Origin of the sequence: Isoptericola sp. NPDC058082 (assembly GCF_042885055.1) — a bacterium.
In the GTDB taxonomy this organism is placed as follows: Bacteria; Actinomycetota; Actinomycetes; order Actinomycetales; family Cellulomonadaceae; genus Isoptericola.
The window spans coordinates 87,600-112,858 of sequence record NZ_JBHVSQ010000001.1; the positions used below are offsets into that span (position 1 = coordinate 87,600).

At 73.9% G+C, this 25,259-nt stretch carries 26 protein-coding genes and 3 tRNA genes; 12 read left to right on the top strand and 17 right to left on the bottom strand.

The features are described from left to right. The first annotated feature begins 69 nt into the window (after positions 1-69). Both ACFVS0_RS00380 and dnaG read left to right on the top strand, forming a co-directional pair. Positions 70-1,038 carry a helix-turn-helix domain-containing protein gene (locus ACFVS0_RS00380; protein ID WP_430586850.1) on the top strand — a complete coding sequence of 323 codons (969 nt, stop codon included), beginning with the start codon at positions 70-72 and terminating at the stop codon, positions 1,036-1,038. A 10-nt stretch (positions 1,039-1,048) separates the two neighbouring features. Then, entirely contained in the window at positions 1,049-2,992 is a 1,944-nt protein-coding gene (gene dnaG, locus ACFVS0_RS00385; RefSeq protein ID WP_430586851.1) for a DNA primase, read from the top strand. A 16-nt stretch (positions 2,993-3,008) separates the two neighbouring features. On the opposite strand, the gene ACFVS0_RS00390 is transcribed toward dnaG, so the two are convergent. The 3 genes from ACFVS0_RS00390 to ACFVS0_RS00400 form a co-directional block, all read right to left on the bottom strand. Then, the gene (locus tag ACFVS0_RS00390) at positions 3,009-3,545 is read right to left on the bottom strand and encodes a GNAT family N-acetyltransferase (protein ID WP_430550038.1); all 537 of its coding nucleotides are present in this window, start codon (positions 3,543-3,545) and stop codon (positions 3,009-3,011) included. Between the two features lie 47 nt (positions 3,546-3,592). Beyond that, positions 3,593-4,360, bottom strand: a complete 768-nt coding sequence (locus tag ACFVS0_RS00395; RefSeq protein WP_430586852.1) for an alpha/beta hydrolase — start codon at positions 4,358-4,360, stop codon at positions 3,593-3,595. A gap of 188 nt (positions 4,361-4,548) precedes the next feature. After that, positions 4,549-5,184, bottom strand: coding sequence for a TetR/AcrR family transcriptional regulator (locus ACFVS0_RS00400; RefSeq protein WP_430550036.1), 636 nt, complete (start codon positions 5,182-5,184; stop codon positions 4,549-4,551). Between the two features lie 69 nt (positions 5,185-5,253). Between ACFVS0_RS00400 and ACFVS0_RS00405 the strand changes: the two genes are divergently transcribed. Beyond that, the gene (locus ACFVS0_RS00405; RefSeq protein ID WP_430586853.1) at positions 5,254-6,438 is read left to right on the top strand and encodes an FAD-dependent monooxygenase; all 1,185 of its coding nucleotides are present in this window, start codon (positions 5,254-5,256) and stop codon (positions 6,436-6,438) included. 4 nt (positions 6,439-6,442) lie between these two features. Here ACFVS0_RS00405 and ACFVS0_RS00410 read toward each other — a convergent pair whose 3' ends face one another. Continuing rightward, positions 6,443-7,825 carry an MDR family MFS transporter gene (locus ACFVS0_RS00410; RefSeq protein ID WP_430586854.1) on the bottom strand — a complete coding sequence of 461 codons (1,383 nt, stop codon included), beginning with the start codon at positions 7,823-7,825 and terminating at the stop codon, positions 6,443-6,445. A 188-nt stretch (positions 7,826-8,013) separates the two neighbouring features. Here ACFVS0_RS00410 and ACFVS0_RS00415 point away from each other — a divergent pair, with 188 nt between their 5' ends. Then, positions 8,014-8,970, top strand: coding sequence for a nucleoside hydrolase (locus tag ACFVS0_RS00415; RefSeq protein WP_430586855.1), 957 nt, complete (start codon positions 8,014-8,016; stop codon positions 8,968-8,970). Between the two features lie 55 nt (positions 8,971-9,025). Here ACFVS0_RS00415 and ACFVS0_RS00420 read toward each other — a convergent pair. The 6 genes from ACFVS0_RS00420 to ACFVS0_RS00445 form a co-directional block, all read right to left on the bottom strand. After that, a tRNA-Asn gene (locus ACFVS0_RS00420) sits at positions 9,026-9,098 on the bottom strand. A gap of 52 nt (positions 9,099-9,150) precedes the next feature. Further along, the gene (locus ACFVS0_RS00425) at positions 9,151-9,663 is read right to left on the bottom strand and encodes a hypothetical protein (protein ID WP_430550032.1); all 513 of its coding nucleotides are present in this window, start codon (positions 9,661-9,663) and stop codon (positions 9,151-9,153) included. 61 nt (positions 9,664-9,724) lie between these two features. After that, positions 9,725-10,138 (bottom strand): PLD nuclease N-terminal domain-containing protein, encoded by a 414-nt coding sequence (locus ACFVS0_RS00430; protein WP_430550031.1) that lies wholly within the window; start codon positions 10,136-10,138, stop codon positions 9,725-9,727. 51 nt (positions 10,139-10,189) lie between these two features. Further along, positions 10,190-10,651: an ATP-binding protein gene (locus ACFVS0_RS00435; protein ID WP_430550030.1), complete on the bottom strand. Its 462-nt coding sequence runs from the start codon at positions 10,649-10,651 to the stop codon at positions 10,190-10,192. A gap of 63 nt (positions 10,652-10,714) precedes the next feature. Continuing rightward, the gene (locus ACFVS0_RS00440; RefSeq protein ID WP_430564858.1) at positions 10,715-11,047 is read right to left on the bottom strand and encodes an STAS domain-containing protein; all 333 of its coding nucleotides are present in this window, start codon (positions 11,045-11,047) and stop codon (positions 10,715-10,717) included. A gap of 108 nt (positions 11,048-11,155) precedes the next feature. Beyond that, positions 11,156-11,229 (bottom strand) — tRNA-Ile (locus tag ACFVS0_RS00445). A gap of 67 nt (positions 11,230-11,296) precedes the next feature. Between ACFVS0_RS00445 and ACFVS0_RS00450 the strand changes: the two genes are divergently transcribed. Further along, positions 11,297-11,674 carry a DUF488 domain-containing protein gene (locus ACFVS0_RS00450; protein ID WP_430564857.1) on the top strand — a complete coding sequence of 126 codons (378 nt, stop codon included), beginning with the start codon at positions 11,297-11,299 and terminating at the stop codon, positions 11,672-11,674. On the opposite strand, the gene ACFVS0_RS00455 is transcribed toward ACFVS0_RS00450, so the two are convergent. After that, positions 11,638-12,819, bottom strand: coding sequence for an acyltransferase family protein (locus tag ACFVS0_RS00455; RefSeq protein WP_430550027.1), 1,182 nt, complete (start codon positions 12,817-12,819; stop codon positions 11,638-11,640). The genes ACFVS0_RS00450 and ACFVS0_RS00455 overlap by 37 nt on opposite strands. 81 nt (positions 12,820-12,900) lie before the next feature. On the opposite strand from ACFVS0_RS00455, the gene def reads away from it, so the two are divergent. Together def and ACFVS0_RS00465 are read left to right on the top strand one after the other, a co-directional pair. Then, complete coding sequence (gene def / locus ACFVS0_RS00460) at positions 12,901-13,386, top strand: peptide deformylase (RefSeq protein WP_430564856.1); 486 nt, start codon at positions 12,901-12,903, stop codon at positions 13,384-13,386. Positions 13,387-13,557: 171 nt separating this feature from the next. Next, positions 13,558-14,058, top strand: a complete 501-nt coding sequence (locus tag ACFVS0_RS00465) for a DUF3145 domain-containing protein (protein ID WP_429732474.1) — start codon at positions 13,558-13,560, stop codon at positions 14,056-14,058. Between the two features lie 103 nt (positions 14,059-14,161). Here ACFVS0_RS00465 and ACFVS0_RS00470 read toward each other — a convergent pair whose 3' ends face one another. The 5 genes from ACFVS0_RS00470 to ACFVS0_RS00490 form a co-directional block, all read right to left on the bottom strand. After that, complete coding sequence (locus ACFVS0_RS00470) at positions 14,162-15,415, bottom strand: beta-ketoacyl-[acyl-carrier-protein] synthase family protein (protein ID WP_430550025.1); 1,254 nt, start codon at positions 15,413-15,415, stop codon at positions 14,162-14,164. A gap of 103 nt (positions 15,416-15,518) precedes the next feature. Next, entirely contained in the window at positions 15,519-15,770 is a 252-nt protein-coding gene (locus tag ACFVS0_RS00475; protein WP_079574895.1) for an acyl carrier protein, read from the bottom strand. A gap of 151 nt (positions 15,771-15,921) precedes the next feature. Continuing rightward, positions 15,922-16,947, bottom strand: coding sequence for a beta-ketoacyl-ACP synthase III (locus ACFVS0_RS00480; protein WP_430586856.1), 1,026 nt, complete (start codon positions 16,945-16,947; stop codon positions 15,922-15,924). Next, positions 16,944-17,924: an ACP S-malonyltransferase gene (locus ACFVS0_RS00485; protein WP_430565096.1), complete on the bottom strand. Its 981-nt coding sequence runs from the start codon at positions 17,922-17,924 to the stop codon at positions 16,944-16,946. Before ACFVS0_RS00485 ends, ACFVS0_RS00480 begins: the two co-directional genes overlap by 4 nt. Before the next feature lie 125 nt (positions 17,925-18,049). Then, complete coding sequence (locus ACFVS0_RS00490; protein WP_430550022.1) at positions 18,050-19,282, bottom strand: PucR family transcriptional regulator; 1,233 nt, start codon at positions 19,280-19,282, stop codon at positions 18,050-18,052. A 99-nt stretch (positions 19,283-19,381) separates the two neighbouring features. On the opposite strand from ACFVS0_RS00490, the gene ACFVS0_RS00495 reads away from it, so the two are divergent. Next, the gene (locus ACFVS0_RS00495) at positions 19,382-20,056 is read left to right on the top strand and encodes a hypothetical protein (protein WP_430550021.1); all 675 of its coding nucleotides are present in this window, start codon (positions 19,382-19,384) and stop codon (positions 20,054-20,056) included. Positions 20,057-20,151: 95 nt separating this feature from the next. Here ACFVS0_RS00495 and aceE read toward each other — a convergent pair whose 3' ends face one another. Continuing rightward, a complete protein-coding gene (gene aceE / locus ACFVS0_RS00500) occupies positions 20,152-22,899 on the bottom strand; it encodes a pyruvate dehydrogenase (acetyl-transferring), homodimeric type (RefSeq protein ID WP_430585737.1) in 2,748 nt (915 codons plus the stop codon). A 381-nt stretch (positions 22,900-23,280) separates the two neighbouring features. Here aceE and ACFVS0_RS00505 point away from each other — a divergent pair, with 381 nt between their 5' ends. From ACFVS0_RS00505 to ACFVS0_RS00520, 4 genes are all read left to right on the top strand, one after another. Next, positions 23,281-23,691: a DUF3052 domain-containing protein gene (locus ACFVS0_RS00505; protein ID WP_429764203.1), complete on the top strand. Its 411-nt coding sequence runs from the start codon at positions 23,281-23,283 to the stop codon at positions 23,689-23,691. A gap of 15 nt (positions 23,692-23,706) precedes the next feature. After that, the gene (locus ACFVS0_RS00510; RefSeq protein ID WP_430563630.1) at positions 23,707-24,183 is read left to right on the top strand and encodes a peroxiredoxin; all 477 of its coding nucleotides are present in this window, start codon (positions 23,707-23,709) and stop codon (positions 24,181-24,183) included. A 68-nt stretch (positions 24,184-24,251) separates the two neighbouring features. Continuing rightward, positions 24,252-24,328 (top strand) — tRNA-Val (locus ACFVS0_RS00515). Between the two features lie 546 nt (positions 24,329-24,874). Next, entirely contained in the window at positions 24,875-25,258 is a 384-nt protein-coding gene (locus ACFVS0_RS00520; protein ID WP_430587124.1) for a Chromate resistance protein ChrB, read from the top strand. The last annotated feature ends 1 nt before the right edge of the window (position 25,259 follow it).

Here is a 25,259-nt window from a genome sequence, read left to right on the forward strand (position 1 = left end):
GGGCGGTCCCGGCGTGCGTTCCCCATGCTGGTGTCGGTGGGTGGGGGCAGTCTTGGAGGAATGCGACAGGTGTTCGAACCGGATGCGCTCGGGGCCGGTCCGCGGGGACCGACGGCGTCCACCCGAGGGCTGGTCGATCCCGCCGCGGCGCGCGGCGGGTTCGCGCTCGTGCGCCTGGACCCGGCGCCCGACCTGGCCGACCTCGTGGAGCGCCACTGGGTGGTCCGCTGGGACCTGCCGCCCGGGGCGGAGTTCACCCAGGTGGTGATCCCGCACCCGAACGCCAACGTGGTGGCCGAGGCCGAAGGGTTCGCCGTGCACGGGATCCCGGGCGGTCTGTTCTCGCGGACCCTGCGGGGGTCGGGCGCCGTGCTGGGCACCAAGCTGCGCCCCGGTGCGCTGCGGGTGCTGGTCGGCGGCGCCGGCGCGCTGCGACCCGGGCTCGTGGTGCCGGCCGGGGTCGCGCTCCCCGGCCCGCGGGGTCCGTCCGCCGCCGACGTCGAGGACGCCGGCCGCCGGGCGGTGGCCGCCGCCCGCGCGGGGGACGACACGGCAGCGGTCGCGGCCGTCACCCCGGTGCTGCGGGCCGTGGCGGCCGAGAGGCGCACGCCCCGGGCCGCCGTCGCCCTCGACCGGGTCGCCCGCGTGCTCGGCGCGGTGGTCGCGGGGGAGCTGGGCCCGGACGCCGGGGTCGCGGACCTCGCCGACCTGGTGGGCACGACGCCGCGCTCCCTGCAGCGACTGTTCGCCGACTGGGTCGGCGTCAGCCCCAAGTGGGTGCTGCAGCGCCACCGGGTGCACCTGGCCGCCGACCTGCTGGCGGCGGACCCTGGGCGCCCCCTCGCCGACCTCGCCGCCGCGGTCGGCTACTACGACCAGGCGCACCTGAGCGCGGACTTCGCGCGCGCCCTCGGGACGCCGCCGGCCACCTACGGTCGCCGGTGCGCCGCGTCGCGGGCGGCTCTCGACCGCGCCCTGTCGCCCGCCGCCGACGGTCCGGCGGGGACGGCCGACCTGGTCGCCGCCGGGCGCGCATAGACTCGGGGCCGTGGCGGGACTGATCAAGCGCGAGGACGTCGAGGCGGTACGGGAACGCGCACGGATCGAGGAGATCGTCTCCGCCCACGTCACCCTCAAGCCCGCCGGTGTCGGCTCCCTCAAGGGGCTGTGCCCCTTCCACGACGAGCGCACGCCGTCGTTCCACGTGCGGCCGGGCGTCGGGCGCTGGCACTGCTTCGGCTGCGGCGAGGGCGGCGACGTCATCTCGTTCGTCCAGAAGATCGACGGGATGGGGTTCACGGACGCGGTCGAGTTCCTCGCCGACCGGGCGGGCGTGCAGCTGCGCTACGAGGACTCCCGCACCGGCGCGGCCGCCGACCGCGGCCCGCGCGAGGAGCCGGGCAGGCGGCAGCGCCTGATCGAGGCGCACAAGGTGGCCGCCGAGTTCTACTCCGAGCAGCTCTTCGGGCCGGGGGCGCAGGCCGGGCGGGCGTTCCTCGCCGAGCGCAGCTTCGACCGGGCCGACGCCGAGCACTTCGGCGTGGGCTACGCCCCGACGGGCTGGGACGCGCTGCTTCGCCACCTGCAGGGGCGGGGCTTCACGCAGGCGGAGCTCGTCGCGTCGGGGCTGGTCAGCCAGGGGCAGCGCGGCATCTACGACCGGTTCCGCGGACGCCTCGTGTGGCCGATCCGTGACGTCACGGGCGCGGTGATCGGCTTCGGCGCGCGTCGGCTGTACGACGAGGACCAGGGGCCCAAGTACCTCAACACCCCCGAGACGTCGCTCTACAAGAAGTCCCAGGTCCTGTACGGGATCGACCTGGCCAAGAAGTCCATCGCGCAGGGCAAGCGCGTGGTGATCGTCGAGGGCTACACCGACGTCATGGCCGCCCACCTGTCCGGGGTGGACTCGGCGGTGGCGACCTGCGGCACCGCGTTCGGCGGCGACCACGCCAAGGTGGTGCGCCGCCTGCTCGGCGACACCACGGCGGGCGGCGGACTGCAGCTCGCGTCGGGGGCCTCCCTGGGCGGCGAGGTGATCTTCACGTTCGACGGCGACGCCGCCGGGCAGAAGGCCGCCGTGCGCGCGTTCGGAGAGGACCAGCGCTTCCACGCCCAGACCTTCGTCGCCGTCGAGCCCGGCGGGATGGACCCCTGCGAGCTGCGCATGTCCCGCGGCCCCGAGGGGGTGCGGGCGCTGGTCGACGGGCGGCAGCCGCTGTTCGAGTTCGTCATCCGCACCACCCTCGACACGTTCGACCTCGACACCGTCGAGGGGCGCGTCGGAGCCCTGCGCGCGGCCGCGCCGCTGGTCGCGGGGATCCGTGACCGGTCGATGCAGCTCGGGTACTCCCGCTCGCTCGCGCGCTGGATCGGCATCGACACGGAGGACGTCCGCCGCGAGGTCGCGCGGGCCGCGTCGTCGCCGTCGCGCGGCGCCCGTCAGGACCAGCGCCGGGACGCGCGCCCGGAACCCGAGGCCGCCCCGGCGACGCCCGTGCTCGCCGCGCCCGACCCGCGCGACCCCGTGGCCCGGCTGGAGCGCCAGGCCCTGATCGTCGTCCTGCAGTACCCGCAGCACGTGCCGGCGTCGTTCGACGAGCTCGGCGACGACGCGTTCGGCGTCCCCGCCTGGCGTGCGGTGCACGACGCCGTGCGCGCCGCGGGCGGCGTCGCGGCCGGCCGCGAGGTGGGCGGGGGCCGGTGGGTGGAGACCGTGACCGAGCAGGCGCCCGAGACGGTGGTGCCGCTGGTCACGGAGCTCGCGGTCGCGCCCGTGCCGGAGGACCGCGAGTCGGTCATCGGGGCGTACGTGGCCGACGTCGTGCGTGCCCTCGTGGACCTCGGCCTCACGCGCCGGATCGCGGACGCGAAGAGCCGCCTGCAGCGCCTCGACCAGGAGAAGGACCCGGAGGCCTACCAGCAGGCGTTCACCGACCTGCTCGCCATCGAGCAGCAGCGCCGCACGCTGCGGGAGCGCGGCGAGTCCTGACGTCCTGCCTGGACGGTCACAGACTCCGCGTCAGGAACAACGTGTCGCCGTGGACGTCGTCCGGCTCCACGCGGCCGGACGCCACGAAGCCCACCTTGGCCAGCACCCGCAGGGACGCGACGTTCCAGTCGCGGACGGTCGACCACAGGCGTCGATGACCCGACTCCCGCGCCCAGCCGACGACGGCCTCCGCCGCCTCCGTCGCGTACCCGGCGCCCCAGGTTCGCCGGAGCAGCTCGTAGGCCACCTCCGGCTCGTGGGGCCCGACGGCTCCGTCGATCAACCCGCAGTACCCGATCACGTCGCCCTCGCCCCGGCGTTCCACGGCCAGCAGGCCGAGCCCGGGCGCGCGGGAGCCGTCGCGGATCCACGCCTCCATCTCGTCGAGCGTGGGGCGGTCCGCCTCGTCGAGGCGGCGGTGCGGCGGGACGCGGGGGTCGCGCTCGGCCCACAGCTCGCGCTGGACGGCGGCCTCCGGGACGCGCCAGGGTCGCAGCCGCAGCCGTGCGGTCTCGAGCGCGAGCTCCGGCCCCCGTGCCGACAGGACTCCCATCCGCCGACCCTAGCGGCCGGCGGACGGGAGCCGGGTGTCGCGTCGGGTCACCTCAGGTGCCGGGCGAAGAAGCGTGCCGCGTCGTCGCCGGCGAACGCCGGGACGCCGGTGTGGCCGCCCAGGTTGGCCTGCAGCGTCTTCTCCGCCGAGCCGAGGGCGTCGAACAGGTCCAGGGCCGCCTGGCGGTCGTTGCCCTCGTCGTCCCACTGCAGCAGCACGTGCACGGGGATCGTGACACGTCGGGCCTCCTCGAACGTGGCCCGGGGGACGTAGCTCCCGGCGAAGAGCCCTGCGGCCACGAGGCGCGGCTCGACCACCGCCAGGCGGACGCCCAGGGCGATCAGCCCGCCCGAGTACCCCACGGGCCCGTCGACCTCGGGCAGGTCGAGGAGGGCGTCCAGGGCGGACTGCCACTCCGGGGCCGCCTGGTCGACCAGCGGGAGCACCAGGCGGTCGATGAGGTCGTCGGTGACCGGCTCGCCGGCCGTCAGCGCCCTCCGCAGGTCCGCGCGGGCCTGGTCGGCGCCCGGGAGCGGCGGCCGGTCGCCGTTGCCGGGGCCCTCCAGGGCGACGGTCGCGATGCCGTCGGCGGCGGCGTGCAGCGCGCGTCCCGCGAGCCGCGGGTACATCCGGTCCAGGGCGAGCCCGCCGGGCTGGCCGAGCAGGATCAGGGGAGCGGGGTCCGCCGGCGTGGCGGACGCCGGCGTCCACAGCACGCCGGGGACGGCGTCGAGGGTGAAGCGGCGCTCGAGGACGCCGTCGTCGAGCTGCTGCTCGGCGGTGAAGGTCAGGGACGAGCTGGGTGTGGCGTTCATGGTCGTGCCTCTCGGGAGTGCTGGCGAACGGCGCTCCCGGGCGACCTATCGCCCGACCATGACTCCGCGGAGGAGCACCTGTGTCGATCCGTTCACGGGTACCACCTCCTTGCTCTGTCTCGCACGGCCTCCGCGAAGCTATCAGCGGGCGCGGCGCGAGCTCAACGAGTTTTCGGTCACGGGCACGGTCATGCCTGACCTGAAGGTGCGAGGCTGCCGTGCACCATGGCGCGGGCGAGGCGGCGGGTGGTGGCGGCGTCGACCGGGACGGCGCCGGTGACCAGCGTCAGCAGCGCCCCGCCGTAGAGCAGGACCAGCGTGGGCACGGCCGCCGGGTCGACATCGAGGCCGGTGTCCGCGTGCATCGCCGCGGTGAGGTCGGACGACTGGGTCGCCAGCCCGGCGAGGGCCTCGGCGAGCGCCGGCCGGCGACGGGCCTCGAGCTGGAGCTCGGCGATCGCGAGGTAGCGGTCGCGGTGCCGGGTCGCGGCGTCGAGCAGCGAGGCGGCGAGGAGGTCGGTCATCCGCTCGAGCGTCTCGGCGCGGCCGTCCTCGCCGGCGAGCCGGCCGCCACCGAGCGGCTCGGCCGTCACGGACGCCTCCGTCGCGGCCCGGGCGTCGGCGAGGTGCAGCTCCACGATTCGCTGGGCCGTGGCGACCAGCAGCTCCTCGCGGCCGCGGAAGTAGTTCGCGGCGGTGCCGGCGGGAAGGCCGGCGGCGCGCTCGACCGACCGGTGGCTGAGGCCGTGGACGCCCGCGCCGACGAGCAGCCCGACGGCGGCGTCGGTCAGCGCGCGGCGTCGTTCGGGGTTGCTCCGGGGCACGGGCGCCAGTATGGCAAGATCTATACCACCACGCACGTAGTGGTATAGATGCGGAAGATCGAGGACGGTATGACAGGGACGGCGATCGTGGTCGGCGGCGGGATCGGTGGGCTCGCCTCCGCCGTCGCGCTGGCGGAGGCGGGCTGGGGCGCGACGGTGCTCGAACGGGCGCACCGGCTGGGCGAAGTGGGTGCGGGGGTGGCGCTCACCCCCAACGCCGTGGCCGCCCTCGGCGGGCTGGGTCTGGACGGCGACGCCGTCGCGGCGATGGGCCCCCGTACTTGGGCCGCGGGCACGTGGGACGCGCACGGGCGGTCGATCCTGCGCCTGCCCGACGACCCGGCCGCGGACGCCGACACCGCGCTGCGCGGCGTGCACCGCGCGTGGCTGCACGGCGCCCTGCTGGAGCGGGCTCGCGCGCTCGGTGTCGACGTCGTGACGGACGCCCGCGTCACGTCCGTCGATGCCGGCGGCCCCGCCGCGCCGGCCCGCGTGCAGCACGCCGACCGCGCGGGGTCGGAGGTCGAGCGCGAGGCCGACCTCGTCGTGGGGGCCGACGGCGTACGCAGCGCGGTCCGTGCGGCGCTGTTCCCCGACCATCTCCCCGCGTACTCGGGGTTCTCGAGCTGGCGGGCCGTCGTCCCCGGGCTGTCCGCCGAGCCGAGCCTGCGGCAGTACTGGGGTGCGCGCGCGGAGTTCGGCTCGATGCCCGTCAGCGACGGCGCCACCTACTGGTACGGGTACGTGGCGATGCCGGAGGGCACGCGCCTCGACGACGAGCACGCGGCCGCCGTCGAGCGGTTCGCGGGCTGGGCGCCGGAGGTGCAGCACGTGATCGCAGCGACACCGCCGGGCGCGGTGATCCGCCACGACGTGCACCATCTGCCAGGCGGGCTGCCGCGCTACGTGCGCGGGCGCGTGGTCATGGTCGGCGACGCCGCGCACGCGACCCTGCCCACGATGGGCCAGGGAGCGGCCACCGCCCTGGAGGACGGCGTCTGCGTGGGGCGCATCGTGGCTGCAGGCGTGGCGTCCGGGCAGTCGCTCGGCGCTGCGCTCGCCGCGTACGACGCCGCCCGCCGCCCGCGCTGCCGGGCGCTCGCGCGGGCCTCGGTCGTGAGCGGCAGGTTCGGGTCGCACCTGGGGCCGCGCTGGCAGGGGGTGCGCAACGCCCTGATGCGCCGCACCCCGGCGTCGGCGGTCACCCGCGGCACCCGCGCCGTCATGGGCTGGACGCCGCCTGCCCTGCCGTGAGCGGTCAGGCGGCGGCCTCGGCGCGGGCGCGGCGCTCGCGGGCCTCCTGCAGGTCGGCGGGCATGAGCGCGGCGAGCACGACCAGCACCGCGGCCACGGCCACCAGGAGCACGAAGACGAGGTGGATCGCGGACATCAGGCCCGGGCCCACCGGCGTGCCGTCGGGGCCGAGGGTCGTGCGCGCGTTGACGATCGCGCCGCAGACGGCCACGCCCACCGCGGACCCGAGGGAGCGCGCGAACATGTTGGTGCCCGTCACGGCGCCCCGCTCGGTGAACGACGCCTGCGACTGCGCGGCGATGAGCGTCGGCACGGCCGTCAGGCCCATGCCCGCGCCGATGACGAAGCAGGCGCCCGCGACGGCGAGCACCGACGTCCCGGAGGCGAGCAGCAGCGTGAGCGACGTGCCGACCACGACGAGCGACGTGCCGATCACCGCGGTGTACCGGAAGCCGATCCGCAGGTAGAGGCGGCCGGCGTTGGACGCCGACAGCGGCCAGCCCACGGTCATCGCGGCCAGCGCGAAGCCGGCGACGAGCGGGCCGGTGCCCAGCACCGCCTGGGCGTAGATCGGTACGTAGGTGGACAGGGCGAGCACGACCACGCCCACGAGCAGCGAGACCGTGGTGGACACGCCCACCACCCGGCGGCGCAGGATGGCGAGGTCCACGATCGGGTGCCGGGTGCGGCGCGCCTGCACGGCGAACGCGGCGAGCAGCAGCACCGCGACGGCGAAGATCACGACCGACGGCAGCGAGCCCCAGCCCCAGCGCGTGCCGCCCTCGAGCAGGCCGAGCAGCAGCATCGTGCTGCCGCCCGCGAGGAGCGCGGCGCCGAGGTAGTCGATCGGCTCCCGCTCGCCGGTGCGTGGCGCCTCGTGGTAGCGGCGCGCCAGCATCCAGGCGGCGAGCGCGCACAGCGGGATGTTCACCCAGAAGATCCAGCGCCAGCTCGTGAACTGGGAGAACACGCCGCCGAGCGTCGGGCCGACGACGGCGGAGATCGCCCACACGGACGCGAGGTAGCCCTGCGTCTTCGCCCGCTCCTCCAGGGTGTAGATGTCGGCGGCGATCGTCATCGACACCGGCATCACGGCGCCCGCGCCGAGCCCCTGCACCACGCGCCCGGCGATCAGCACGTCCATCGTCGGCGCCGCGCCGGCGAGCACCGACCCGGCGAAGAACAGCGCCACGCCGGCGAGCATCAGCCGCTTGCGGCCGAGCACGTCGGCCAGCCGCCCGAACACCGGCGTGCTCACTGCCTGGGCGAGCAGGTAGGTGGAGAACAGCCAGGGCAGCTGGTCGAAGCCGCCCAGCTCGCGCGCGATGGTCGCCGACGCGGTGGCGATGATCGTCGCGTCGAGCGCGACGAGCGCCGTCGAGAGCATCAGGGACAGCAGGATGGGGCCGCGCTCGGAGCGCAGGCCGACAGAGGCATGACCGGTCGTGGGCACGTGAGGCACAAGCCGGGCGCCTGCGGCATGTATTCCCGAGGCGGCCGTCGACCTGGTCCGCCAGGGCTTCCGCAGGTCATGGGCCACACTGGGACCTCTCCCACGACCTGGAAGGACGCACCGTGACCACGCCCGCACCGCTGTACCTCGACTGCGACACGGGAGTCGACGACTCTCTCGCCCTCGCCTATCTCCTCGCGTCGCCCGAGATCCGGCTGGTCGGCGTCGGGACCGTCAGCGGCAACGTCGACGCCCGGCGTGCCGCCACCAACACGCTGGACCTCCTGGCGCTGGGGGGCCGTGACGACGTGCCCGTCGCCGTCGGCGCGCACGACCCGCTGCGGGGCGTCTACGGGGGAGGGGCGCCGGGCGTCCACGGCCGCAACGGCGTGGGCGACGTCGTCCTCCCGTCCTCCGGCGGAGCGCCCGAGGCGGTGTCCGCGGCGGAGCTGCTCCTGCGCCTGTCGGACGAGCACGCCGGGCGCCTGCGCGTCGTCGCCGTCGGCCCGCTGACCAACCTCGCCCTCGCGCTGCGGGCCGACCCGACGCTCCCGGAGCGGGTCCTCGACGTGACGGTCATGGGCGGAGCGGCCCTGCACCCGGGCAACGTGTCGCCGGTCGGCGAGGCGAACATCGCGTGCGACCCCGAGGCGGCCGCCGAGGTGCTCGCCGCCGACTGGGACGTCACCCTGGTGCCGCTCGACGTCACGATGGCCCACCTGCTCGAGGAGACCGACCGCAAGGCGCTGCTCGAGGCGGGCACCGCGCTGGCCCCGTGGCTGGGCGAGGTGCTGGACCTGTACTTCGGCTTCCACGCGCCCACGTTCGGCCGCCGCTGCTCGGCGCTGCACGACCCGCTGGCCGCGGCAGTCGCGGTGGGCGGCGTGACCCCGACCGTGGCGCCGCGCGTGCCCGTGGTCGTCGACGCCACCGACGGCCCGGGCCGCGGCCAGACGGTGTGCGACCTGCGCGGCCGGTACGCCGGGTACCCCGACGTGCCCGGCGCGCGCACCCGCGTCGTCCTCGCCACCGACGCGCCGCTCGCCCCGCACCTGATGGAGCGCCTGCTCACCCTCTGACCGGGCACGACGAAGGCCCCTGTCCTGCGTCGCAGGTCAGGGGCCTTTCTCGCTGCTCCCGCGGTTGGACTTGAACCAACGACCGTCCGATTAACAGTCGGATGCTCTGCCAGCTGAGCTACGCGGGATCGCTCGGTCGTCCGGCACGTGGCCTTCGAACCGGGAAGAACATTACCAGGCTCACACGGGTAGTCCGGACGCTCCCCGGACCCTGGACTCCGTGGCGTCCACCACTCGGGCGACCCTCGGGTCGTCGAGGTCGACTCCCTGCCCGGCGACCGCCTGCGAGAAGAGTCGGCCGTCCGCGGTCCGCCGGACGGCGACCTTCACGTCGCCGCCGGGCACCGCGACCGTCTCGGCCAGCACCACGGACCACTGGACCCGCTCGCGCAGGGCCTGGGGGAACGAGGTGCGCTCGGCGTCCACGAGCCGCAGCACGGTGTCCGGGGCGGCGTCCACCCACTCGATCGCCAGCTCGGACCGCTCGGGGTCGAACACCCCGCGGTCGACGTCGCACCACGGGCGCCGTGCCACGGGGTCGCCCGTGCCCGGGCCGACGACGACCAGGTCGGCCGTCGTCGCCACGGCCCAGCGGTCGTCGGCGAGCTGCGCGGACGCGAGGACACGCTCCCCGGGGGCCAGGGGGAGGGCTCGGCGGAGGTCGTCGGGGAGGGCGGAGCGGCGGAACCACATGGCGCCACCGTAGCGACCCCGCCAAGGACGTGCGGACCTGCTCGTCCGGGAGCCCAGCGGGTCAGCTCGCGGCGCTCTGCTCGTCGTCGCTCACCGGCCGGGCCGGCTCCTGCGCGGCCTGCTCGCGCTCGCGCTTGAGGCGTGCCTGCTCCACGAGCCACCGCATCTCGGGGTCGTCGTCGGGGTCGGCCGAGGCGGTCTCGTCGACCTCCCAGGTGCGCCGCCGCCCCGGGTACTGCGCGGGCGGCACCGGCCCGGCGGGGTATCCGGTCCGCGGTGCGGGGCGACGGTCGGCCCGGGCACGCCGGCTCACGACGATCCACGCGACCGACCCGGCGAACGGGAGCAGCAGGATGATGAGGATCCAGAAACCCTTCTGGATGCCGCCGCCGTCCTCCTCGTCGGACTGGACGACGTCCACGAGGGCGTACACGACGAGCGCGAGGTAGGCCAGCATCGGCAGCACACGGAGCATGGCCCGGGAGAATAGCGGTTCGCGTGCTCCCCGTCACCGCCTCTTCGCAGGTCAGCCCCGCTGGTCGCGGGGGAAGGTCGCCCACACGTGCTTCGCGGGGCCGGACGTGTACCACCCCACGTGGGCCGAGAGCCGTTCCGCGATGAGGAGGCCGAGCCCGCCGTGACCCGGGGGCCGGCCGCCGTCGACCCTCGGCACCCCGGCGGCGTCGTGGTCGACGACGTCGAGGAGCCAGGTGTGCTCGTCACGCAGCAGGCGGACGACGGTCGGCGGAAGGCCGTGCAGGAGGGCGTTCGTCGCCAGCTCGGAGGCGATCAGGACGATCTTCTCGGCGGTGTCGTGCATCGCGGTGGCTCCGTCGCCCGAGGACCCGACGATGCGGGCCAGGGCGGAGCGCAGCCTGCTGAGCTCGACGGAGTCGGCGAGCACCCATTCCGCGACGGGGGCGTACCCGGTCGGCGGCGGTGCCATCGGCACGCCGGACACGACGGACGGGTTGACGGTGTCGTCCAAGGACTCTCCTCCAGGAACCAGCGCGAGTTCGGGCGGCCGCCGGAGGACCGGCGGCGGGGTGGGTCAGGCGTCGTCGTCCCCGGAGTCCGGCGAGCCCTCGGTCTCGGCGAACCGGACGGTGTGCTCGAGCCCGGTGAGGGTGATGACGTCGCGGACGGCGGCCGGCGCGCCGACGAGCAGCGGCCCTTCCTCGGCGGTGCCCCCGAGGAGCAGCAGACGCAGGCCGGAGGAGTCGAGAAAGGTGACCCGGCGGAGGTCGATCGTCTTGGGGTGTCCGTCCAGGGACGCCCTGAGCATGTCGCCGACGTCCTGTGCGACGGCGACGTCGACCTCTCCCCAGACGATCCAGGTGCCGTCGTCGTCGTCGACGGTCGCACCGCCCGAACTGATACTCACGCATCCACCTCTGTCGATCTGTCATCGGCGTCGTCGTCTCGCGGTCGATCTCGCCCGTGCAGGGCCGATCCGGCCCCGCCGCCGCGGATGCGGTCCCGAGCGCGCGGGTGCCCCGTGCCGGACTTGAACCGGCGACCGATCGATTATGAGTCGACTGCTCTGACCAGCTGAGCTAACGGGGCGCGCGGCGAGCATACCGGCGCCGGGTCGCGGGGTGCGGCGCCGGGCCCGCCGCGGTGTCATGGGGGAGTGACCATCACCGTCAAGCGCGTGTACGACGACCCCGCCCCGGACGACGGCGCGCGGGTACTCGTGGACCGGCTCTGGCCGCGCGGGATCTCCAAGGATCACGCCCACCTCGACCGCTGGAGCAAGGAGGTCGCGCCCTCGACGGACCTGCGGACCTGGTTCCACCACGACCCCGGAAGGTTCGAGGAGTTCGAGCGCCGCTATCGCGCAGAGCTCGCGGACAACCCGGAGGTTCCGGAGCTCGCGGCGCTGGGGGCCGGGGACCGGCGCCTGACGCTGCTCTACTCGGCGCGCGACACGGAGCGCAACCAGGCGCTGGTGCTGCGCGACGTGCTCGAGGCCTACCTGGAGGACGCGGCGTCCGGCTCGGGGGCCTGAGCCCTGCGTGCCCCCCGCGCGCGGTGCCCGAGCGCGTGGCCGGCCCGCTCGAGGTCGCGTGCGACGGCGCGGCGCAGCCGGGGCCCGAGAGGCCGCTCGACGAACCGGTGCACGAGGTAGGCGACGCCGAGCATGACGACGGTGACGATCGCGAACGTGACCCCGGCGGGCAGGTGGGGGCTGGTCTTGGCGATCATCCACTGCCCCCAGGACGAGTGCAGCAGGTACAGCGGGTAGGTCAAGGCGCCCACGACGGTGAGCCACCGCCACGACAGCCGGTCGAGGCGCGTGAGGGCGACGGCGGCGACGAGCGCGAAGCAGACGACGATCGCGACCCAGTACGTCTGCGGCCCGACCGTGACGTCGGTGCTGGTGGCGATCCGCAGGGACTGGCTGCGGCCGGACATCACGCCGGCGAGGGCGACGTTGAGGCCCAGGACGGACCACAGCACCAGCGAACGGCGTTCCTTGGTGAGCAGGAACAGCGCCATGCCGCCGGCGAACAGGGGCGCGTCGGTGCCGACCAGCACGGTGGACCACAGCGTGCTGCCGGACTGGACGGCGACGGCGGCGGCGACGGGCCACACCGCCGCGAACGCGACGAGGCGGTTGCGCGTCATCCCGAACGCGAGGAGCACCCCGACCAGCACGTAGAACCGCAGCTCGGCCCACAGGGTCCAGTAGACGGACTCGATGTCCTGGACGCCGAACGCCCGCTGGACCATCGTGAGGTTGGCGGCCGTCTCCGGGATCCCCACGTCCTTGTGCCCGGGGGCGACGACGACGAGCAGCAGCACGACGGCGGCCACGGAGAGCCAGTACGCGGGGAAGAGGCGCCCGACGCGGGACGCGGCGAAGGACCGCACGTCCCGGCCCCAGGCCGACATGAGGATGACGAAGCCGCTGACCACGAAGAACAGCTGGACCCCGAACGACCCGAACACGGCCAGCGGCTGGAGGTTCGGGAACGAGTCCTCGGTGCGGGCACCCCAGGCGGAGTGGTTCACGGCCACGTAGTGGTAGGCGAGCACCGCCATCGCGGCCAGGAAGCGCAGCCCGTCGAGCGCGGCCAGGCGTGGACGGCCCGTCGCGGGTGCGGCGGCGCGGCCCGGGTCGAGGGCGGGCGTCGTGGTTGACTCGGTCATCGGTCGTAGCATCGCTCGGCACGTTATCAAACCGTGATAATCGGCGCTGCCACCCGCCCACGACGTGGGAGAATGCGGGCCATGGCGATGCGAGAGATCCGGGTGCTGCCCGACCCCGTGCTGCGCACACCCTGCGACGAGATCACCACCGTGGACGACCGGGTCCGGTCCCTCGTGGAGGACCTCGTCGAGACCGTCGATGCCGACGGCCGGGCGGGCCTCGCGGCCAACCAGATCGGCGTGAGCCTGCGGGCGTTCTCCTGGAACGTCGACGACGAGATCGGCTACGTGCTCAACCCACGGATCGTGGACCTCTCGGAGGAGACCCAGGACGGCGACGAGGGCTGCCTGTCCGTGCCGGGGCTCTGGTATCCCACCACCCGCGCGTGGTACGCCCGCGTGGTGGGCACGGACCTCGACGGCAACGAGCTCGTCGTCGAGGGCACCGGCCTCATGGCGCGCTGCCTCCAGCACGAGTGCGACCACCTGGACGGCAAGCTCTACCTGGACCGTCTCGAGCGCACCGTGCGCAAGAAGGCCATGCGGGAGCTGCGCGAACGCCTCTGAGTTCCTCAAGGGGTGCTCAAGAGGACGCATGAAGTCTGCGTTTCCTCTCGCACCCCGGCCCGCCATCGGGCAGGATGTGTCAAGACGACACACCGTCGGAGCTCGCCGACCAGCAGGCCGACCGGTTCGAGGACGTAGGGGAAGACGGACCTCGGAACCAGGGAGGACAACATGGCTGGTGCGATTACCCGCGGTGTGCTGTTCGTGCACTCGGCACCCCGTGCGCTCTGCCCTCACCTCGAGTGGGCGGCGGGCAACGTGCTCGGGGGACGCGTGTCGCTGGACTGGACTGCCCAGCCGGCGGGGCGCGGTCTCTACCGTGCCGAGTACTCGTGGCAGGGCGCCCAGGGAACGGGTGCCCGGTTGGCCTCTGCCCTGCGGGGCTGGGACCACCTGCGCTACGAGGTGACGGAGGAGGCGAGCCACGGTGCCGACGGCGCACGGTGGTCGCACACCCCCGACCTCGGCATCTTCCACGCCATGACGGACGTGCACGGCAACGTCGTCGTCCCGGAGGACCGTGTCCGGGCCGCGATGGAGTCGGCGCACGACGGCCGCGGCGTGCGCGAAGCGCTCGATCTCGCCCTCGGCACCGCCTGGGACGACGAGCTCGAGCCGTTCCGCTACGCCGGCGCCGGCGCCCCGGTGCGCTGGCTGCACCGCGTGGGCTGAGCCCGGCGGGGGGAACCCTGCGCCGCACGACGGACGCGAACGACGACGCCCCGCCACCTCCTGCGAGGTGGCGGGGCGTCGTCGTGCCTGGACCAGGCTGCGGTCAGGCGCTCGTCACCGTGAGGGCGACGTTGTGCCCGCCGAAACCGAACGAGTTGTTGAGCGCGACGATGTCGCCGTCGGGCAGCTTCTCCGGGGTGGCCCGCACCAGCGGCACCTGGAGCTCGGGGTCCGGGTTCGCCACGTTGATCGTGGGCGGGGCGAGGCGCTCGTGCACCGCCTTGACGGTGAAGAGCGTCTCGAGCGCGCCGGCGCCGCCCAGCAGGTGGCCGGTCATGGACTTGGTGGCCGAGAGCCGCACGTGGTCGGCCTCGCCGCCCATGAGGGTGCGGATCGACGCGGTCTCGGTGAGGTCGCCGACCTTGGTGGAGGTGGCGTGCGCGTTGACGTGCACGACGTCACGTGACGTCACGCCGGCGTCCTCGAGCGACCGGCGCATCGCGGAGACCTGTCCGGTGCCCTCGGGGTCGGGAGAGGTGATGTGGAAGGCGTCGGCGGAGAGGCCGACGCCGGCGATCTTCGCGTAGACGCGGGCACCGCGGGCGGCGGCGTGCTCCGCGCTCTCCAGCACCACGATCGCGGCGCCCTCGCCGATGACGAAGCCGTCGCGGTCGACGTCGTACGGTCGCGAGGCGCCCTGCGGGTCGTCGTTGCGCAGCGAGAGCGTGCGCGACGCGGCGAAGGCCGCGATGGGCATCGGGTGGATCGTCGCCTCGGTGCCGCCGCACACGACGACGTCGGCCCGGCCGGCGCGGATCATGTCCACGCCGTAGCCGATCGCCTCGGCGCCCGACGCGCAGGCGGACACGAGCGCGTGGGCCCCGGCCTTGGCGCCGAACTCGAGCGACACGTAGGCCGCGGGGGAGTTCGGCATGAGCATCGGGACGGTCATGGGAAGCATCCGGCGGGCGCCGCGCTCCTTGAGCGTGTCCCAGCCGTCGAGCGTGGTCCAGATGCCGCCGATGCCGGAGGAGACCACGGCGCCCAGCCGCTCGCCGTCGACCTCGGGGGCGCCGGCGTCCTGCCAGGCCTCGCGGGCGGCGACCATCGCGTACTGCGTGGACGGGTCCATGCGCTTGGTCTCGGGCCGCGAGAGGACCTGGTCGGGCGTGACCTTGATGGTGGCGGCGAACGTGACGGGGATCCCGTACTTCTCCGACCAGTCGTTGTCCAGGGTGCGCGCGCCCGACTCACCCGCGAGGGCGGCAGCCCAGGTGCTGGGAGCGTCGCCACCGAGCGGGGTGGTGGCGCCGAGGCCGGTGACGACGACGTCGCGCGAGGCGGGTGCGGCAGTCATGGGTGGGTCACTCCTGAGGTGAGAGCGGGTACGAGTCGTTCAGGTTGCCGGGCGGGCCGGGGTCACCGGCCCGCCCGCGCGGCGGGGCGAGCGCCCCGCGGCGTCACGCGGCCTGCGCACCCTCGATGTACGAGACGGCGTCGCCGACCGTGGTGAGGTTCTTGACCTCGTCGTCGGGGATGCGGACGCCGAACTTGTCCTCGGCGTGGGTCACGATCGTCATCATCGACAGCGAGTCGATGTCGAGGTCGTCCGTGAACGACTTCTCCGACACGACCGCGTCCGTGGGCAGACCGGTCTCCTCGGCGACGATCTCGGCGAGGCCCTCGAGGATCTCCTGGGAGGTGTAAGCCATGGGGTGCGTCTCTCCTTGAAACGGGGTACCGGCCGTCCGGCACCGTGGGGTGTTGCGGTGCGATTGTCCCGCACCACGGGGGTCGGTCACGACCCCGGGCGACCGATCGCGCGACCTGTCGCGCGACCGAGTGCCAGGGTCGCACCAGAGGTTAGGGCAGCACCACGACCTGGGCCGCGTAGACGAGGCCGGCGCCGAAGCCGATCTGCAGGGCCAGGTCGCCGGAGCGGGCCTGCCCCTCGGAGATCAGCCGCTCCGTGGCGAGCGGGATCGACGCGGCGGACGTGTTGCCGGTGTCGGCGATGTCACGTGCCACGACGACGCTCTCGGGCAGCCGCAGCTGCTTGACGAGCTGGTCGATGATGCGCATGTTCGCCTGGTGAGGCACGAAGACCTGGACGTCCTCGGGCTCGACGCCCGCCTCCGCCATCGCCTTCGCCGCGATCGGGGCCATCTGGAAGCTGGCCCACTTGAAGACGGTCGGGCCGTCCTGGCGCAGCGTCGGCCAGCCGGCCGTCGGCTCCGCGCGCAGGTCCGACCAGCCGCGTGTCTGCGAGATGGCCTGCGACTTCGCGCCGTCCGACCCCCACACCGTCGGGCCGATGCCCGGGGCGTCCGAAGGGCCGACGACGGCCGCGCCCGCGCCGTCGCCCAGCAGGAACGAGATGGAGCGGTCCGTCGGGTCGACGAAGTCGGACATCTTCTCCGCGCCGATCACCAGCACGTGCCGGGCAGCGCCGGAGCGGACGAGGGCGTCCGCCTGGCCGATCCCGTAGGCGTAGCCCGCGCAGGCGGCCGAGACGTCGTACGCCGCGGCCGGGGTGGCGCCGAGGCGCTCCGCGAGGACGGCCGCGCCCGCCGGCGTCTGGTGGAAGTACGTCACCGTGGACAGGATCACCACGTCCACGTCCGCGCCGGTGAGGCCGGCGGCGTCGAGCGCCCTGCGGGCCGCCGCCTCGGCCAGGTCGAGCACGTCGACGTCCGCGGCGGCGTACCGGCGCGTGACGATGCCCGTGCGCTGGCGGATCCACTCGTCGGAGGAGTCGATCGGGCCGGCGACGTCGTCGTTCGTCACGACGCGCTCGCCGCGCTCGCCCGCGATCGCGAGGATCCGCGAGAAGCGGACGGGCTCGGCCTGACGGAGCGTGCGGCGCGGCCCGGGGAGCGACTGGCTCACGCGGCGGTCCCGGCGCCCGCGGCGACCGAGTGGCGGGAGATGAGGTCGCGCGCGGCCTCGACGTCGTCGGGGGACTTCACGGCGACCGACTCGACGCCCTTGAGCGCGCGCTTGGCCAGGCCGGTGAGGACCCCGCCCGGGGCGAGCTCGAGGATGCCGGTGACGCCGCGCTCGGCGAGCGTCGCCTGGCACAGGTCCCAGCGCACCGGCGCGGTGACCTGCGCGACGAGGCGCGCGAGGACGTCCGTGGCGGTGCCGTGACCGTGGGCGCCGGTCCCGAGCGTGTCGTAGGACGCGCCGTCGGCGTTCGACAGCAGCGGCAGCCGCGGGTCGGTGGCGAGCCAGCCGGTCGCGACCTGCTCGAACGCGACCCTGGCCGACTCCATGAACGGCGTGTGGAACGCGCCCGCGACCTGCAGCGGGATCACGCGGGCGCGGGTCGGCGGGTCGGCGGCCAGCGCGGCGAGGCGCTCCAGGTCGCCGGCGGCGACGACCTGGCCGCCGCCGTTGACGTTCGCGGGGAACAGACCGGCGGCCTCGATCGAGGCCAGGACCTCGTCGGGGTCGCCGCCGACGACGGCGCTCATGCCGGACGGCGCGGCCGCGGCGGCCTCCGCCATCGCGCGGGCCCGGTGCGAGACCAGGCCGACGGCGCCCGCGTCGTCGAGCGCGCCCGCGACGGCCGCGGCGCTGAGCTCGCCGACCGAGTGGCCGGCCGTGACGTCCACGACCTCGGTCGTGGGGCGCCCGTCGAGGACGGCGCGCAGGGCGAGGAGCGACGACGAGACGATCAGCGGCTGGGCCACGGCGGTGTCGCGGATCGTGTCCGCGTCCGACGTCGTCCCGTGCTGGGCGAGGTCGGTCCCGGCCGCGGCCGAGAAGGTGTCGAGCAGGTCGGCGGTGCCGGGCAGCTCCAGCCAGGGGCTGAGCATCCCGGGGGTCTGAGAGCCCTGTCCAGGGCAGACGACGGCGAGCACGTGCCCACGGTGTCACCCCGCGGCGGGGGTGCGTCGTCGCGACGCGCACGAACCTGGTGGAAAGCGATTGTGGGAAACCTCCAAGGGCGCGCGCGTCGCACGGGCCGAGACCGTGCCCGGCGCGCTCAGCCGGCGCCCGGGTCCCCCTCCAGCTGCCCGAGGGCCAGGGCGATCTGGAGGACGAACGACTCGCGGGCGTCGAGCGGGTCCCAGCCGGTGATCTCGGAGACCTTGCGCAGCCGGTAGCGCACGGTGTTCGGGTGCACGTACAGGCGGCGTGCGGCGGCCTCGAGCGACCGGCCCGTGCCCAGGTAGGCGGACAGCGTCTCGAGCACGGAGCCGGACGCCTCCTGCAGGGGGCGGTACGCCTGGGCCACGAGGGTGCGGCGCGCGGTGACGTCGCCGGTCAGCACGCGCTCCGGCAGGATCTCGTCGGCGAGCACCGGGCGCGGCGCCTGCGGCCAGGCGGGCGCGGCGGCCAGCCCGGCGAGGGCGGCGGCCGCGGACGCCGCGGCGTCCGAGACGTCGGGCACGACGCCGCCGATCACGACGGGCCCGGGACCGAAGCGGTCCAGGAGCGACGTGGCGGCGGCGACGAGGTCGCCCTCGCCACCCAGCACGAGCACGAGACGGTCGCCGTGGATGCCGACCAGGGCGTCGCCCGCGGCGCGGCGTGCGAGCCGCCGCAGCTCCGCCGTGCGGACGTCGTCGAGCCGCGTCGTCGCCTCGCCCACCACCACGAGGGCCTGGCCGCGGCCGCTCCAGCCGAGCGCCGAGACGCGCGAGCGGAGCGAGTCGTCGCCGTCGCCGCGCACCAGCGCGTCCACCACCAGCGCCTCGAGGCGGGCGTCCCAGGCGCCACGCACCTCGGCGGCGCGGGCGTAGACCTCGGCGGCGGAGAAGGCGATCTCGCGGGAGTACCGCAGCACCGCCTCGCGCAGCTCGCGCTCGTACCCGGGGGCCGCGATCTCGTCCGAGTGCTGCTCCACGACGTCGACCATGAGGCGGACGAGCTGCAGCGTGTGCTGCAGGGAGATCGAGCGCGTGAGCTCGGGCGGCGCGGCGGCGAACATCTCGCCGACGCCGTGCGGGGTGGGCGTGGGCTCGGCGAACCAGCTCACGAAGGCGTTGATGCCGGACTGCGCTACCAGGGCCACGTACGACCGGTCCTCCGCCGGGAGCTGCCGGTACCAGTGCACGTCCTCCTCGAGGCGGCGCATCGCGGTCGAGGTGAGCAGCCCCATGCCCTCCCGCACGCGCTGCACGTTCTCGCCCCGGGAGACGGGAGTGCCGTCCGCGCTGCCCTCGGGGACGGCGGTCCCGTCGGTCGTGGAGGTCGGGGTGCCGCTGCTCGTCATGGGTCGAGGATACGGGCGTGGTTGTGGGGAGTGCACAAACGTCCGGGCGGTCGGAGCGGGGCCCGGCCGTGGCGGGGGTCATTGGATAGTGTCGGTGCTATGGCCCTCATGCCCCGGCTCCGGCAGTTGTTGCGCCGGCCGTTCTCCGCCTCGACGGTGGCCGCGCGCCGGCCGTCGCCCGCCCAGGAGCACGGGGACACGGTGCCCGAGGACGCCCTGCGGGCCATCCTCACCGACGACCCCAACGACGCGCCCGCCTTCCGGGCGCTCGCGGAGATCGTGCGCCGTCGCGCGGCCGAGTCGCCGAACCCGGAGGACCCGCTCACCGCCCCGGCCGACGAGGCCGCGCAGCAGCGCGCCGCCGACCTGGCCGTGTGGTCGCTCGCGGAGGAGCTCGCCGGTCACCCGCGCGGGTGGCGCCCGCTGCTCGAGCTCGGGCGCCTGTCCGTCGCCGACGACCCGGAGGGCGCGGCCCGGCGCCTCGCCACCGCGGCCGAGCGCGACCCGGGCGGCGAGGCCCTGGCCGAGGGCCTGGCGATCCTGCGCGACGCCGGCATGCCCACCGAGGCGCTGGGTCTCGGCATCGGCCACTGGCGCGCCCGCGAGCACACGCCCGAGGTGGGTCGGCAGCTCGTGCTCGCGGCCCTCGAGGCCGGTCGCGTCGCGGAGGCGCGCCAGCACCTGGAGTCGCTCGCCCAGCACCCCGGCACCGCCGCGCTGCGGGCGGAGCTGGCTCGCGTCGTGGCAGCCCGCGAGCAGACCTCGACGATGTAGCCCCGCCGTCGTCGCCCGACGGTCCGGCACCGCCGGAGACAGCACGAAGGCCCCGAGCCGTGCGGCTCGGGGCCTTCGTGCTGTGCGGCGCTACGTCAGCTGTCGCCGCCGGCGACGCCGGACGTGCCGGCGTTGACGTCGAGCAGGCGGTACTTCTCCACCGCCTTGGCCACGACGTCGGCCGGGACCTCGCCGCGACGCGCGAGCTGCTGCAGCGTCTTCACGACCATCGACGGGCCGTCGATGAGGAAGTAGCGCCGCGCGGCCGCGCGGGTGTCGGAGAAGCCGAAGCCGTCCGCACCGAGCACCGCGTAGTCGCCCGGCACCCAGGCGCGGATCTGGTCCGGCACCAGGTGGTCGTAGTCGCTGGTGGCGACGAACGGACCCTGGGAGCCCGACAGCTTCTGCGTGACGTACGGGGTGCGCGGCTCCGCGGCCGGGTCCACGAGGGCGTCCTTCTCCGCGGCGAGCGCGTCACGACGCAGCTCGTTCCAGCTGGTCACCGACCACACGTCGGCCGACACGCCCCAGTCCTCGGCGAGGAGCTGCTGCGCCTCGAGCGCCCACGGCACGCCCACGCCGGAGGCGAGGAGCTGGGCCTTGGGGCCCTCGACGTCGGACGTCGCGATCCGGTGGATGCCGCGGAGGATGCCGTCGACGTCCACGTCCTCCGGCTCCGCCGGCTGGATCATCGGCTCGTTGTACACCGTGAGGTAGTACATGACGTTCTGGTCGCGGCCGTCGGACCCGTCGCCGTACATGCGCTCGATGCCGTCGCGCATGATGTGGCGGATCTCGTAGCCGTACGCCGGGTCGTACTGGACCATCGCCGTGTTGGTGCCGGCGATGAGCGGCGAGTGGCCGTCGGCGTGCTGCAGGCCCTCACCGGTCAGGGTGGTGCGTCCGGCGGTGGCGCCGATGATGAAGCCGCGGGCGAGCTGGTCGCCGGCCGCCCAGAACTGGTCGCCCGTGCGCTGGAACCCGAACATCGAGTAGAAGATGTAGACCGGCACCATGGCCTCGCCGTGCGTCGCGTACGACGTGCCGACGGACTGGAAGGCGGCGGCGGAGCCGGCCTCGTTGATGCCGGTGTGCATGATCTGGCCGGACTCGGACTCCTTGTAGCTCAGCATGAGCTCGCGGTCCACGGCGAGGTAGTTCTGCCCCTGCGTGTTGAAGATCTTGGCGCTGGGGAAGATCGCGTCCAGACCGAAGGTGCGGGCCTCGTCCGGGATGATCGGCACGACGCGCTTGCCGAACTCCTTGTCCTTGATGAGGTCCTTGAGCAGGCGCACGAAGGCCATCGTGCTGGCGACGTGCTGCGTGCCCGAGCCCTTCTTGAGGATCTCGTAGGCCTTCGGCTCCGGGAGCGTCAGCGGCTTCGGCGTCGAGCGGCGCTCGGGCAGGAAGCCGCCCAGGTGCCGGCGGCGCTCCAGCATGTACTGGATGCCCTCGTCGTCCATCCCCGGGTGGTAGTACGGGGGCAGGTACGGGTCGGCGTCGATCTGCTCGTCCGTCAGCGGGATGTGCAGGTTGTCGCGCAGCGCCTTGAGGTCGGAGTTCTTGACCTTCTTCATCTGGTGCGTGGCGTTGCGGCCCGCGAAGCTCGAACCGAGGGCGTAGCCCTTGACCGTCTGCGCGAGGATCACCGTCGGCTGGCCCGTGTGGGCCCGGGCGGCGGAGTACGCCGCGTAGATCTTGCGGTAGTCGTGACCGCCGCGCTTCATGTTCCAGATGTCGTCGTCGGTCATGTTCTCGACGAGGGCCTTCGTCCGCGGGTCGCGGCCGAAGAAGTGCTCGCGGATGAACGCGCCGGACTCCGCGCGGTACGTCTGGTAGTCGCCGTCGGGCGTGGCGTTCATGAGGTTGACCAGGGCGCGGTCCTTGTCCGCGTTGAGCAGGGCGTCCCACTCGCGGCCCCAGACGACCTTGATGACGTTCCAGCCGGCGCCCTTGAACTGGGCCTCCAGCTCCTGGATGATCTTGCCGTTTCCGCGCACCGGGCCGTCGAGGCGCTGCAGGTTGCAGTTCACGACGAACGTCAGGTTGTCGAGCTGCTGGTGCGCCGCCTGCTGCAGCATGCCGCGCGACTCCGGCTCGTCCATCTCGCCGTCGCCGAGGAACGCCCAGACGTCCTGCTGGCTGGTGTCCTTGATGCCGCGGTTGTGCAGGTACTTGTTGGTCCACGCCTGGTAGATCGCCGACGCCGGGCCGAGGCCCATCGAGACCGTCGGGAACTCCCAGAAGTCCGGCAGCATGCGCGGGTGCGGGTACGAGGGCAGGCCGCCGCCGGCGTGCGACTTCTCCTGGCGGAACCCGTCGAGCGTCTCGGCCGACATGCGGCCCTCGAGGAAGCTGCGGGCGTACTGGCCGGGGGAGGAGTGCCCCTGGAAGTACACCTGGTCGCCGCCGCCCGGGTGGTCCTTGCCGCGGAAGAAGTGGTTCAGGCCCACCTCGTACAGCGTCGCGACGGACGCGTAGGAGGAGATGTGGCCGCCCACGGAGATCTCGGGGCGCTGCGCGCGCGTCACCATGACGGCCGCGTTCCAGCGGATCCACGAGCGGTAGCGCCGCTCCATCGCCTCGTCGCCGGGGAAGTACGGCTCGTCGTGCACGGCGATCGTGTTGACGTAGGGCGTCGCGAGCGTCGCGGGGATGTGCACGTTGCGCTCCCGCGCGCGGCGCAGCAGGTTGAGCATGACGTAGCGCGCCCGCGGGCCGCCCTTGTCGTCGATCAGGCCGTCGAACGACTCGACCCACTCGCCGGTCTCGGCGGGGTCGATGTCCGGGACGGCGCTGAGCAGGCCGTTGATCAACGGTCCGGTCTCGTCGTACGAAGCCACCAGCAACCTCTCTCATCTTCGGACGGTGTGCGGCACATGGTCGCCGCCCCGGTCCGTGTCAGGCATCCCGTCGTGAAGGCACCATGGCGCGTGGTCGCGACGGTGCGGACCACGAACGGGTGGTCATCACTCATTGTGTCCCCAGACGGCCCGGGGGAACACCATCGGGCGGTCAAGGATCCGTGATCTACGTCATGCCGCAGGTCGTCGATGTTGCCGAGGTCACTGTGCAGCCCCGCTTCGAGCAAACCACGGGCGTGTGGGGGTTGCCGGGCGGACGTGCTTCCGGTGGACTACGTTGGCGCACACGACAGACGTGCGCCCCGCGCGCGCGTCCGTACGTGTCGGTGATGGTCAGACGGAGAGGAACGAAGGTCCAAAGTGGGTAAGCAGGCGGAATCCCCGGCAGCTCGATTCGGGTTCACGCCCGGTCAGGTCGTGCAGGAGTTCGGGTGGGGAGACGACGTCGACGACGCGCTGCGGGCCGAGGTCGAGGCCGCGGTCGGGAGCGAGCTCGTCGACGAGGACTACGACGACGTCACCGACGGCGTCATCGCGTGGTGGCGCGACGAGGACGGCGACCTCACGGACATGCTCGTCGACGTCCTGACGGTGCTCGACGACGGCGGCCTCATCTGGCTGCTGACGCCGAAGCCGGGGCGCGACGGCCACGTCGGCCACGACGAGATCCAGGAGGCCGCGACCACCGCCGGCCTGCACGCGACGAGCACCTTCGCGGTCGCGCCCGACTGGTCGGCCACCAAGCTGGCCAACCGCGGTCGTGGGCGCTGACGCGGTGACCGGCCGGTGACGGCCTCGGCCCCCGAGGTACGCCGGCGCGCGGGCGACCCCGCTCCCGACTTCACGCTGCCGGACACCCACGGCACGCCCGTGCACCTCGCCGACCTGCGCGGCGAGCCGGTGCTGCTCGTGTTCTTCCCGTTCGCGTTCTCGGGCATCTGCACCGGTGAGCTGTGCGAGCTGCGCGACAACATCGAGGACTTCGAGGCGGCCGGGGTGCGCGTGCTGGGCGTCTCCACCGACCCGGTCTTCACGCTCAAGGCCTGGCACGAGCAGGAGGGTTTCGGCTTCGACCTGCTCAGCGACTTCTGGCCCCACGGCGCCGTCGCCGACGCCTACGGGGTGTTCGACCCCACCAGCGGCCACGCGCTGCGCGGCACGTTCCTCGTCGACGCCGACGGGATCGTGCGGTGGTCGGTCGTCAACCCGCGCGGCCAGCGGCGCGACCTCCAGGCCTACCGCGAGGCGCTCGCCGAGATCTGACCCTGACGAGGGCCGCGCGGCTGTCCGGCGGGCGCTCCGTCGCCGGGTATTCTTTGCTGCGCTGTCCAGGGCCTGTAGCTCAGCTGGTCAGAGCGCCACGCTTACACCGTGGATGTCGGGGGTTCGAGTCCCTCCGGGCCCACCACCCCCGCATTTCTTGCGCTGACCTGCAGCTCTGCTCCCGCCGTCCGTGGACGCGGATGGAGACCAGAGGTCCCGAACGGCCGTGCATTCCCCCCGCCGCACCCCCGCGGGGGAACGGCGGAGTGCCCCACCTTCCTCGCGGGAGGGGGCGGCAACGGTGGCCGGTAAGCGTTCCTTCGGCGAGCTCGAGGCTCGTCGGAGCAGGACCACCCGCAAGGTCATCAGCTGGCGCGCGCGGTACATCGGCCCGGACGGTGTGCGGCACTCGCGGGTCTTCGGCTCGGCAAGGGCAGCGACGCCGTCGTCGGACGGGTGAAGACCGAGGCGAGCTACCGGACGGTCGCGATGCCGGAGGAGCTGGCCGGCTCCGGGCGTGGGTTCTGGAGACGTCGGAGACCACACCGGGCGGCGGTCACGGTGATTCTCGCCCGAGCGAGCCGGCCGTCCACCCTTGACGGTTGGATGTAACCACGGTTACATCTATCGAGTGAGTGGGGAATGGGTGCTGCTGAGCTACCGGCTGCCGCGAGAGCCGTCCGCGCCGCGGGTGGCGTTGTGGCGCCGGTTGAAGCGGCTCGGGGCGGCGCAGGTCTCGGACGGTCTGGTCGCGTTGCCCGCGGACGCTCGCACCCGTGAGCAGCTGGAGTGGGCGTGCGAGGAGGTCGTCGAACGCGGCGGCTCCGCGAGCGTGTGGCTGGCCCGTCCCTCGACGTCGTCGCACGAGCGCGAGCTTGCCTCGGCGATGGCCGCGGACCGTGCGGCCGAGTGGGTCGAGGTGTCCGATGCCGCCCGGATCGCTCTCGACGCCGCGCCGACCGAGCAGCGCAGCGCCTTGACGCGGCTGCGGGGGGGGGAGGGGGAGGGGGGGGGGAGGGGGGGTTTGTCCCCACCCCAAAGGGGCGACGGGCGTGCGGTGGGGTTTGTAATGTAGG